General features: G+C 39.0%; 6 protein-coding genes and 1 pseudogene. All 7 read right to left on the bottom strand.

Annotated elements, in window-relative coordinates; translation table 11 throughout:
• Nucleotides 1–94: 94 nt before the first annotated feature.
• Complete coding sequence (locus AB2N10_RS16470; protein WP_354623456.1) at nucleotides 95–709, bottom strand: flavin prenyltransferase UbiX; 615 nt, start codon at nucleotides 707–709, stop codon at nucleotides 95–97.
• Nucleotides 709–2058 (bottom strand): UDP-N-acetylmuramate:L-alanyl-gamma-D-glutamyl-meso-diaminopimelate ligase, encoded by a 1350-nt coding sequence (gene mpl / locus AB2N10_RS16465; protein ID WP_354623454.1) that lies wholly within the window; start codon nucleotides 2056–2058, stop codon nucleotides 709–711. Before mpl ends, AB2N10_RS16470 begins: the two co-directional genes overlap by 1 nt.
• Before the next feature lie 103 nt (nucleotides 2059–2161).
• Nucleotides 2162–3079 (bottom strand): manganese-dependent inorganic pyrophosphatase, encoded by a 918-nt coding sequence (locus AB2N10_RS16460; protein ID WP_369434130.1) that lies wholly within the window; start codon nucleotides 3077–3079, stop codon nucleotides 2162–2164.
• Nucleotides 3080–3162: 83 nt separating this feature from the next.
• On the bottom strand, nucleotides 3163–3498 hold the full coding sequence (locus AB2N10_RS16455) for a hypothetical protein (protein WP_354623451.1): 336 nt from the start codon (nucleotides 3496–3498) through the stop codon (nucleotides 3163–3165).
• Nucleotides 3499–3907: 409 nt separating this feature from the next.
• Nucleotides 3908–5896 (bottom strand): methyl-accepting chemotaxis protein, encoded by a 1989-nt coding sequence (locus tag AB2N10_RS16450; RefSeq protein WP_369434129.1) that lies wholly within the window; start codon nucleotides 5894–5896, stop codon nucleotides 3908–3910.
• Between the two features lie 377 nt (nucleotides 5897–6273).
• Complete coding sequence (locus AB2N10_RS16445) at nucleotides 6274–7038, bottom strand: class I SAM-dependent methyltransferase (RefSeq protein ID WP_354623448.1); 765 nt, start codon at nucleotides 7036–7038, stop codon at nucleotides 6274–6276.
• A gap of 80 nt (nucleotides 7039–7118) precedes the next feature.
• A pseudogene (locus AB2N10_RS16440) lies at nucleotides 7119–11678 on the bottom strand (biotin carboxylase N-terminal domain-containing protein).
• Nucleotides 11679–11854: the final 176 nt, after the last annotated feature.

Raw genomic sequence — 11854 nt, 5'->3', positions numbered from 1 at the left:
ACATTGGCAAGCGTTTATTACAAATAAAAACACTATTTATTAAAAGGTTATATTTATGGTTAAAAATAACACTAATATTACTCTTTTGTGATTTTTATTGCTCTTCACACCAACGCTTAGCAACACTATGGGCAATCTTAAGATGATCCATCACTCGCGCGACCATAAAATCTTGTAATTCTTCAATTGAGTTTGGTTGATGGTAAAATCCAGGTGCTAATGGCATTACGGTAGCCCCTAACTCTGACAAGGTAAGCATATTCTTTAAATGTAATGTAGAAAATGGTGTCTCCCTTGGCATTACAATTAATTGCCCTTTCTCTTTAAAGATAACATCCGCAGCTCTCTCTATAAGATTATTTGATAAACCATTGGCGATAGAAGCCAATGTGCCACAACTGCATGGGCATATCACCATTTTATGTGGTGCGGATGAACCGGATGCGACGGGTGAAAACCAATCTTTAGCCGTTAAGAAAGTAATTTGTCCCTCCTTACTATTAAACCGTTCAACTAAAAAGTCGTTTATTGCTGGAGCACCTTCAGGCCAATCTTCACCGACTTCTGTTTTTAATACAATCTTGGCAGCTTCCGAGAGCAGTAAATAAACTTTAACCTTTGCACATACCAACTGCTCTAATAAACGTAAAAAATAACCGCTACCCGACGCACCTGTCACCGCTAATGTCACCGTATCTTTATATTCCATTATTCCTCCTTTAATCGATCAAGTAACTTCTGATGGATGTTAGCAAAGCCACCATTACTCATAATTAATAGGTGATCGCCCGATTGTGTAGTGTCTACCAAGCGCTTTATTAATGCTTCAATATCATGCTCTACAGTAACTTGTTGTACTTGCTCAGCAAAAAGAGCTTGGATAGACCAGTCAATATTGGCGTCTTCAAAACAATAGACAACATCCGCCATTGCTAATGAATTAACTAACGCTTCCTTATGAACGCCCATTTTCATCGTATTTGATCTCGGCTCTAATACAGCAATAATTCGCTCTTTACCCACTTTGGCTCGTAGTCCAGCGATGGTCGTCTGAATAGCTGTCGGATGATGGGCAAAATCATCATAAACAGTAATATTATTGACAATACCTTTTACTTCCATGCGACGTTTAATACTTTTAAATTCGGTCAATGCAGCTATTGCGATTTCAGGAGTTACTCCAACGTGACGCGCCGCAGCTATTGCCGCCAGTGCATTAGCGACATTATGGTCGCCCATTAAATGCCATGTTACCTCTCCCTGTTTTTTTCCCTCTAAATAAACAGCAAACAGGCTACCATCTTGTTTAATTTTTTGGGTTGACCAATCTTCCCCCAAATATTCGACTTCACTCCAACACCCCATCTGTTTGACAGCCATTAATGCTTGGTCTTGATTGGGGATAAATATTCGACCGCTGCTTGGCACGGTTCTCACTAAATGATGAAACTGTTTTTTAATTGCATTTAAATCTTCAAAGATATCAGCATGGTCAAATTCAAGGTTATTAAGTATTAAAGTGCGAGGATGATAATGTACAAATTTAGATCGTTTATCGAAAAAAGCACTGTCATATTCATCGGCTTCAATAACAAAAAAAGGCGTTTCACCTAATCTTGCAGAGAGGCCAAAATTTTCAGGCACCCCACCGATTAAGAAGCCTGGTTTCATCTGCGCATACTCTAAGATCCATGCGAGCATGCTAGACGTAGATGTTTTACCGTGGGTACCTGCAACAGCTAAGACCCAGCGATCTTTTAAAACATGTTCTAATAACCATTGCGGGCCAGAGATATAGGGGATTTGTTTATCTAATACGGCTTCAACACAGGGATTACCTCGACTCATGGCATTACCGATCACAACAAGATCTGGATTTATATCTAACTGTTTTGGATCAAAGCCCTGAATTAATTCTATCCCCTGCTCTTCAAGCTGTGTACTCATCGGTGGATAGACATTTTTATCACTGCCCGTAACTTTATAACCCAATGATTTTGCAAGAAGCGCTACACCGCCCATAAAAGTGCCACAGATACCAAGAATATGAATATGCATAAAAACCTCAAACGATAGATAGAAAAGTGAGAGTAACTGAAAGTAGAGCAATAAAAAAGGGCGAATACCCGAAGATATTCGCCCTATCTTTTTTATATAATGATTAAGCTTCGAATGCCGCTTGTAAGAAAGGAATGATTTGCTTCTTACGACTTACGACACCGGGTAATTCAATGGCATGATCAACAACTTTGCTATTGAGTGCTGCTGCCACCTTGTTAGCATCTTTACTAATAATCAAAGCGGTTGTATCTAATTTATTAATATCCGTTAATAACACGATGGTCGAATGGAAACCTTTATCTGCTTGCAACTGCCCCATTTCAATCAACATATCTGATTTCTTTGAAAATGCAGTTTCCAGTGAAGTTAACTCTAATTGACCGATCGCCAGCTTCTCACCGCCCATTTCAAATACTTTCTGATCGCGTAGAATGAGTTCTGCAGCAGGGACAAGTTTGATATCCGATTTAGCTTCAAATTGCGCTTCAGCAAAGGCTTGCATATCATCAACACCGGCAATTTTAGCTAGTTCTTGCGCTGCTATTTTGTCAATATCCGTTGTTGTTGGGCCTTGGAAATTAACGGTATCAGAGATGATAGCCCCCATCATCATTTTAGCCACAGTCGCATCTGGCGTTTGATTATGAAATTTATACATGTTGTAGACTATCGTTGCGCTACAACCAACAGGCCAAATCCAGCACTCTAATGGGGTCGATGTCGTAATGTCACCCAATTTGTGATGATCAACAATACCAAGTATTGTTGCTTTTTTCATATCTTCCGTGCCCTGTCCCCAATCAGAATAGTCAACAATAAAGATCTCTTCACCTGCAACAGAGGTACGAATCTCTGGTTGTGGTAAACCTGACTGTTCTAATAAGAAAAGCGCTTCAGGATTCGGCTCTCCTTGTAAAGCAGGGGTCGCTTCCTTACCTAATTTATTAAATAAGCTAGCAAGTCCGATAGCTGAACATAAGCTATCACAATCTGGGTTCTGGTGTCCTAGTACAATCATCTCGTTTTCCAATTTTGATATTAAGGTATTGCATGCAGAATAACCGATCTGCAAATAATATTTAAGCGTAAAATAAGTTTTTTTTAATTTTCATTAATCGTTTCTACTTCCGCAGGTGAGAGTTGTCGATATCTCGGTTTATTATTAAGGTCATCACCTCGAAGGTAGCGCCCATCCGTACAGCGGTAGATTAGGTATGCACGCTTAAAAAAAGCACACCCCAATGGTAATTCATAAAACCAGACTTGATTATTAATCCGCCTCTGTTCTTCATTACGCTTATACTCTGCAGCTCGTTCCCTTTTGGCATCAAAGATATCGTTACGAATAACAGAATCTCTTTTATCTATGGTGATCTCACCCGCAATGCAACTCAATGATAAAACAAGGCTTAAGACAACGAATAATTTCAATGACATAACAGCTCTCCCATTGGCAATTATTCTTTAATTGCAATAGTAATACCAATCGGAATAAATAGCTGATCTATTTTACTGGTTAAAATAACTTACTTTTTTGTTGTAAGTTTCGCAAAGGGAACAACCATTTGCGTCAACTTACGCCTCAAATTAAGCCATTTTTCCTGCGTAAAATTTAGATCACATACTTAATCCGATTGGTATAAACACAGACACTTATAGAAGAATAATAAAAATTTATACCGTTATATTTTGGCACAAAATATAACGGTTGTCAGATAAGGCCAAAGCCTTTCATTGAGTATTATCTATAAAACAACACTCAGATCGAAACAGGAGACCACCTTTTCAATATATTTATATACTGCAATAGACTTACATTTTAAATATCGCTGAGTACAATATCAGGTTAACTTAACGTAAATTTACTCACTTGCTGTGACATCGTATTGGAAGCTGATAAAAGCTTAGTATTAAGCAAACTAATTTGATCGGCTATTTCTTTTGTATTTTGATAAATATCGCTAATTTTAAGTGCATTATGGTTAACATCATCTGCCACTGCGGACTGTTGATGGGTAGCCGTTGCTATTTGCTCATTCATTCTATCAATAACACAAACATGAGAGACAATTCGCGTCAACTCATTTCCAGCCCTTTCTGCTTCTATAACACTTTCTTCAGCCTTTACTTGTCCGACTTCCATTGATTTCACCGCAACAGAGGCTCCCGTTTTTAATCGCTCAGTCATATTTTTAATATCTGACGTTGACTCCTTTGCTCGCTGCGCAAGATTACGAACCTCATCGGCTACAACCGCAAAACCGCGTCCCAAGTCTCCAGCCCGGGCAGCTTCAATGGCGGCATTTAAAGCAAGTAAATTGGTTTGCTCCGCTATACCAGAAATAACATCGAGCACACTGACAATGGAATGTATTTCTTTGTCCAATTCATTAATTGAATTAGATGCATGCGCCATTTCATCCGCCAATGATTTTATCGATTCACTTGTTTTGTCGACTTCAATACGACCCTCACTGGCTTCTTGACTAGCGCTTGATGATGCCTGCGCTGCTTCTACCGCATTTGCAGCAATTTGGGCAACAGTAGCGCTCATTTCAGTCATGGCAGAGGCCACCTGCTCTGCCTCAGAATAACCGATGGAAATATCGTCTTGCATTTTGCCCGTGTAGCCATTAAGTTGGTTAACCGAATCAATAATCAAACTTGAACTAGCACGCACACTTTGAATGACAGATTCAAAATCCGACATCATATCGTTAAAAGCAGTAGCTAACTCACCAAACTCATCATTTCCTTCATGGTCTATGCGTACACTTAAATCGAATTTTCTTCGTGAATCACTAATACGACTCGCGACATAGTAAAGGTTTTGATGAAGATATCTTGCAACCGAAAAACTTAATATAACAACGAGTAGAAACATCACGAAAAACAAACTTGCCAGCCAAATCATAGAGCTTGTAGAGGATTCAAGTTGAGCAAGTGTAACAGCGACTAAATCATCCGCTAATTGACCTTCAAATTTGCGAAGTAACTCAATCCGATCAGTCGATGTAGTAAACCAATCCACAGGATTTTGTGTTGCGATTTGCACGCTATCCTGAGATAACGCAATTTTACGGAACATTGTTACTTTATTCATTGCATCGCTGCTTAGCAATGTTTGGTAATCGCGTTTTAACTCATCAGCTACAAGGGCTAAGAAGCGCTCTTGATAGCTATTTTGCTCAGCAACTAATGTGACAAAGCGCGTAAAGGTGTTTACTTTAAAACCATTTTGGCCAAAAGTAGAGCTCAAAACCGCTCTTTCAATACCCGCCCTTTCTTTCATTTGTAAAAATGCACTAAAAGCAACCGCTTTTATCGCGATAGATTGATCTGCACCACTTTTAGCAGTCAAATCAACAATGCTTAATAAAATAGCATTTAGCTTCGTATAATAAGCAACTTCATCTGCAACCGATATAGATAAATCATCAACTTGTTGACGCACTGATGGCAATATCGCCAGCTGCTCTTGCACCTGAGATATTTCAGATTGAAAACCAACAGGTAAAATATGGGTAGATAGAAACTGATTAAATGAATCCCGGACCTTGTTCGTCAATGTTCGTTGGGCTGGCAGCTTATCAGCAAATGCCTTACCTTTAGAACCAATAAAGCCTGCACTCATTCCTCGTTCTTTTTGTAATTCATGAACCAAATTACTATTTTTAACTGATAATAGGCTTAATGACTGAACCCTTGATAAATCTTCACGATACTGATACTTATCATTAAGTAAAATTAGACCGTAAACCAGGCTGGCTAGTAGTGGTGGTAGGATGACTAAGCCGAGTTTTTGAATGATACTTATATTACCTATCCATTTCATTTTTCAGTTCCTTTGAGCGCTATTAATTAATACCAATCCGTATAAGTATCTGATCTATTTTGTTGGTTAAAATAATAGATAGCTGCGTTGCATTCAATCGTAATAGCCTGCTATTACTCAATCATACGCCTTGCTCTCCATCATTTTCCTTAACAAGCCCTGACCACAATATTATGCGGAATGGTATAAATAAAATACATGGATTAATGTTAGCTTAACTACTCAATAACTGCAGAACTAATTTAGGGAAATAGATATCAAACATCTAAATATCGACAATAAAATTTTCGTTAGCAGAGTATCACCAATGTATTGCCTACTTTCAATCATCTAATACCAACGGAGGGGTACAACATGTTGATGATCCTCCGTTTAGGTTATTTAATAGTAGGGATAGCCTTCTTCACATAAACATCAAAGCGGTTTTTCTTAGTTTTAATGGTCATAGTCGGTTTTTTGTCATTTAAATAGGGCGCGTAATCGGGACGTTTTACAACGACACGATAACGGGCTGCATTTAGCGCAACTTCAAGTAAATTATCCGCATCTAGATCCGCCCCGACGACACCTTGAAAAACGCGCATCTCTTTTTTAACTAATGCCGATTTCTTTTTGTGTGGGAACATCGGATCTAAATAAACCACATCCGTTTCATGCTGTTGTAAATATTCATAGCCAGAGCCAAAATGCAAGCGCATGCGTTGTTGCATCCAACTACCAATTTCGACATTCATATAAGCTCGCTCTAATCCATCTTCCAGCAAAGCAGCAGCCACCGGAGAACGTTCAACTAAGGTGACATTGCAGCCCAGAGATGCTAATACAAAGGCATCTCGCCCAAGTCCTGCCGTCGCATCAATCACATCAAGCTGCACACCCGCCTTTAAACCAATGGCTTTGGCAATGGATTGTCCTTTACCACCACCAAATTTACGGCGATGAGCAACAGCCCCTGATACAAAATCGACAAAAACTAAGCCTTGCTTAGCATCATCAACTTGCTCTAGGGCAAGATGGTCGGGTAAAAGATGTAATTGAAAATGGTCATTACGGGTGCTTAAAAAGCCCCATTTTTCACGTAATAACTTTGCTTTTGCGCTTAGTATTGCATCATTACAGATTAAAGGAATATCAATATTCATTACATTCGTCTCAGCGAAAATTACTTTTTATTCAAAAAAAAACCAGTCAATCGACTGGCTTTTTTATTATAAGCTACACCTTATAAGGGCGTTACTATATATAACAAGTCACCACTTGAAACTTGCTGACCGTTGGCGTTGATAATACGCTCGACACGGAATTTAGTTTCAGGATCATATAAAACGGCATCTTGACGATTAAAGCTATCTAATGTTACTGGTGAGAACATCTTCATCGCTTCCATTAAACCTAATGTTTTTGTCACAGTCACAATATCACCTTCCAATACAAAATCTGGCTCAGAAGGCGAAGATGCTCGGTAGAAAATACCTGCACTTTGTGCAATCACTTTAAGTTCATTACTACCATCAACACGGATAGATCAATCTTCACCACCCGTAGAAGCTGACGCTTCCATTTCGGCAATCATCACTTGCTGGTCTAGTTTAGCCATAAATTTAGGTAAATAAGTGGTATCGTAAACGCCTTTTAAGAAGGCCTCATCTTTTAAGATACGTTGTAATAAAGGAATATTGGTTGCAATCCCTTTGATGACAATATTATCTAAGAATTTAAGTAACTTCTTAACCGTATCATTACGATCCTTGCCGTGACAGATAAACTGTGCGACTAAGCTGTCGTAATATGGCGATACTTCTTTACCCTCGGCAATCATGGAAATAACTTCAACATCATCTTGCTCAGGCACTACATATTCAACGACCTTACCTGGATGAGGTAATAACTGCATCACACCATTATTATCAAGGGCCGCTTTCTCTGCCGTTACACGCACTTCGATGGCATAACCTATTTTACCTGGTTGCATATCTGCAATACTTTCACCTGAAGCAATCGCATATTGTGCACTAACAATATCAATACCAGACGTTGCCTCTGTTACTGGATGCTCAACTTGTAGACGTGTATTCATCTCCATAAAGTAGATAGCATCTTGGTCTAAGTCATAAATGAATTCAACCGTACCCGCACCCATATAATCAACAGCATCCGCTAAAGCTTCAGTATGCTTTAACGCTTCTGCTTCAAGTTTAGCAGGCAACATCGTCGATGCAGACTCTTCGACAACTTTTTGGTTATTACGTTGTACAGAACAATCTCGAATACCAAGCACTTTAGTATTACAGTGTTTATCACGCAACAGTTGTACTTCGATGTGGCGTAATGAAGTAATATATTTTTCTAAATATAAATCGCCATTACCAAATGCCCCACGCGCTTCGGCCGATACTTGGTTGAAGCCAGCAAACATATCTTCAGCTTTTTCAATAACCAAGATACCTTTACCACCACCGCCATTAACTGCTTTAAGCAGTACGGGATAACCTATGCTATTAGCAATATCAAGCGCTTGTTCTGCACCCGTTAAGATACCATGGCTACCAGGAACAACAGGCACTCCATTTTCTTGTGCCGTTTTAATTGCGTTAGATTTATTCCCCATAGTCAGCATACTGTTCATGCTTGGGCCAATAAAATTAATGTCATGGCTTACACATAAATCGGCAAATTGTGGACTTTCAGATAGGAACCCAATGCCAGGATGCAATGCATCCACTTCTTCATATTCAGCAACTTTCAATACAGAGCTAGCATTCAAGTAACTCTCATCTGAAGTATTACCGCCTAAGCAGACAAGTTTATCGCCTTTACCAAGCATATCTGCAGGTACGGATGTCATATCCGGATCCGATGCAACAAGGACAACATTAATATTGTTATCTTGTGCTTTACGAATAAGTTTAACCGCAGTACAGCCACGAGCATGGACGAGAACTTTCTTCACTGGCGACATTAATTCACGTGGATCTGCCTGTGAAAAATCATCAACGTTGATATCACAAACAGGTATAAAGCCCATTAATGCGCGTTGAATCGTTTCTTCAATGGTTATCACTGGCACTGGCATATTTTCATCGATATCGATTAATTTATCGTTGAGGTCATCCGAGAATGGATTAATAACTAAGCCATCCATTGCGCCTGGTACACGAGACAGGTAGTTCGATAACGTTGCGGTTGAAGGTAAATATGCAGGTACCACCATTTGTCCAGCAAACGGCATATTGGTACCCGATAAATAATAGGTTTGTACCAAGGGATGAGTAACAAAACTCGCTTGTGCACCACCCGTACAGTCGCCGTAGCCAAACATAACAACAGGTAAATCATTATCACGAATAAAACGTGTGATACGGTCATTAACAACAGACATTGAGAACAACGCTGCAGCACCTTCTTTGGTCTGCATCCCACCTGAACTTATAAACGCAACAACAGGTAGGTGTTGCTCAGCACATTTAACCAATAACGCACAGAATTTTTCTGCGCTAGCCATATCAAAGGCACCCGCTTGGAATGATAAGTTAGAAACAGCGATCCCCACCCTTTGGTTAGCACCGCTTTCTAGTTTAAACTCACCAATACCCGTTACTAACCCACATGGCTTAATATTTTTATCAAGCGCTTCTTCAATAGATAAACGGAATCCCGGAAACTCAAGTAAATTTGCGGTCATCAAATCTGCATTAGCTTCTTGGAAATTGGTAAAGAATTTCTCAATAATCTTTTCATGCGAGTTATTCTTTTTATTTTTCTCATTACGCAAGACAGCTTGAATTAAAAGATCTTGATACCCCATTGTTAGACGGTTCCAGAAATCTTTGCGGCGACCAATACGTACAGGGTTAATTGCCCCATTGTACTGCGAAGCATCTTCACGACTTTTATAGTAAGAAGGTAATATTTTTTCGAATAAATAGGTTAAGACAACAAATAAACTTGAGTTCATTTGCGGAGCACCAATACTCTTCCACTCTTCCACTTTAGCTAAGGTTTCACCACGATTACTTTGTTCTGAAAAGTTCTTTAGCCATGCGTTAAAGGTCAACGATAACTGCTCATAGTCATCTTCACTCACTTTACTTAAAGCCACTTTTAATGAACTACGCACCAAAGAGCTAACAGACTCACGAGACAACTCTTTAGTTGCCATTGCTTCTTTTGCAATAGAAGCTAAATTCCCCATGGTATTATCATAAAGGGCATTAAATACAAGCATATGACGACAATGCAGCAAGAAACACTCTCTTGTATCATGGTGTGTAACCACATCAAGAGTAGTCAGCTGACTGATATCTGGCCATGAGTCTGTAACAGGTACATTAACTTCATCTTCAAGATGTGAAATCAATTCTCTAAAGTTATTTTCAGCGCTACTTTTCCAGCGATTATATAAAGACCACGTTAAATTAATTAACAATTCACTACGTGCATTATCGTAGTTAGCTTGTGGCTCACCCAAAATTAATTTCGTGAAGATATTACGTTCAACACTTTTATCTTCTCGTTTTGCTAAGAATGATTTCCAGTTTTTATTGAGGGTATCATCGTAAATAAGCTTATCAGGGCTATTTAACCACGTAACAAACACTTCTCTACGATCTGCTTTTACACGAGCTTTAAGATCACCTTCTGGAATGGTTAACTTAGATAAACGACCATACTCACCTTTATAAATAGCACGAATACGCGAACGTAATGTTAAATAACGCATGTAACGATAAGTTGTACCAAAGGCATTATTATGTACTGTCGGATTTTTAGCGACAAGACGTGCATTTTCAGATGCACTTTCAATCGCTAACAATTTACTTGATGGCTCTAAATAGCGTCTTAAACTGCGATTATAGTGTTCTAAAATATCAGGGTATTTACGCACGAATTCAACAGATGTCGTTTCAATCGATAAGATGCTTGAAACCACCGCTTTTTGAAGATTGTGTTGACGCTCATCTTGGTCCACAGGAGAGTAATCAATGATTCCATCAATACAACCTGTTTCATATAACTCTTCAGGTGATACGCCAACTGACTGAGCACATTCTTGCCATGATAAATTATATTTACGCGCGATACTTTGTAAGCCTTTAGGCTGAATCGTATTAAATATACCATCACGTACCGAAAGTAAAATATTAGCCGTTGCCAATGGAATTGCGCCGCCAGAGTAACCAACGCCAACAATAATACCCACTGTCGGGACGTCAACATTCGCACTTTCTGTGATCATTTGAGAAATACTATGCGCTTGGTTTTGACTATTAGCGACTTCACCAGCATCCGCTCCAGGGGTATCTATCAGATAAACAATCGGCATTGATAAATCGGCAAATTTTCGGATTGCTTTGCTGGCCGCTAAATGGTGCTCAGGCATCCAAGCGCCATTATTAGAACTACGCTCTTGGCCAATAACACCAATTCGACGACTATAGCCACCAAAATCCAGTTCTATTTCTGCACTATAAAATGCCCCATTGACTTGTTCGGTAACAATTTTACCATTAAAGCCAGCAACAATGCTTTTTACGCCTGGGCGTTTATTATCTTCCGCGGGTTCAACTGTGCGCGCAATATAAGCATCAACATCTAACTTTTTAATTGTCTTTAAATTTGATTTAATTCGCTTGCGATCAATCAAGCCTTCTAAATGTTCTGTATTTGATGGTAATGAATTATCTGGAAATAGCGAGAAGTCTTTAGCGATATGCTCAGCATGAAGAAATAGTGGATCAGCAATATGGTTTGCTTCAAACTGAGATGAAGGTTTCCCTAGCATACAATACCCTTACAAAATAGTATTAAAAAATAAACGCAATAATTTACAACTTATTAACTTATGATTCCAGTACTGATTATAGCAAGGAGTGAAATCATCAGGTAATAAATCGTATTCTGTGAGATTCGAACAGTAATTAATTATAAATAGTATAGCAATTTCTGCTATTCGTTTAA

The sequence above is a fragment of the Psychromonas sp. MME1 genome (assembly GCF_041080865.1).
Taxonomy (GTDB): Bacteria; Pseudomonadota; Gammaproteobacteria; order Enterobacterales; family Psychromonadaceae; genus Psychromonas.
Note: the sequence above shows the minus strand (reverse complement) of the source record. Positions and strands in the feature narration are given on the sequence as shown.

Excerpts from the sequence above, each read along its gene's own strand:
- AB2N10_RS16455 (WP_354623451.1), bottom strand. The coding sequence starts at position 3,498 with ATGTCATTGAAATTATTCGTTGTCTTAAGCCTTGTTTTATCATTGAGT.
- mpl (WP_354623454.1), bottom strand. The coding sequence starts at position 2,058 with ATGCATATTCATATTCTTGGTATCTGTGGCACTTTTATGGGCGGTGTA.
- AB2N10_RS16445 (WP_354623448.1), bottom strand. The coding sequence starts at position 7,038 with ATGAATATTGATATTCCTTTAATCTGTAATGATGCAATACTAAGCGCA.
- AB2N10_RS16470 (WP_354623456.1), bottom strand. The coding sequence starts at position 709 with ATGGAATATAAAGATACGGTGACATTAGCGGTGACAGGTGCGTCGGGT.
- AB2N10_RS16460 (WP_369434130.1), bottom strand. The coding sequence starts at position 3,079 with ATGATTGTACTAGGACACCAGAACCCAGATTGTGATAGCTTATGTTCA.
- AB2N10_RS16450 (WP_369434129.1), bottom strand. The coding sequence starts at position 5,896 with ATGAAATGGATAGGTAATATAAGTATCATTCAAAAACTCGGCTTAGTC.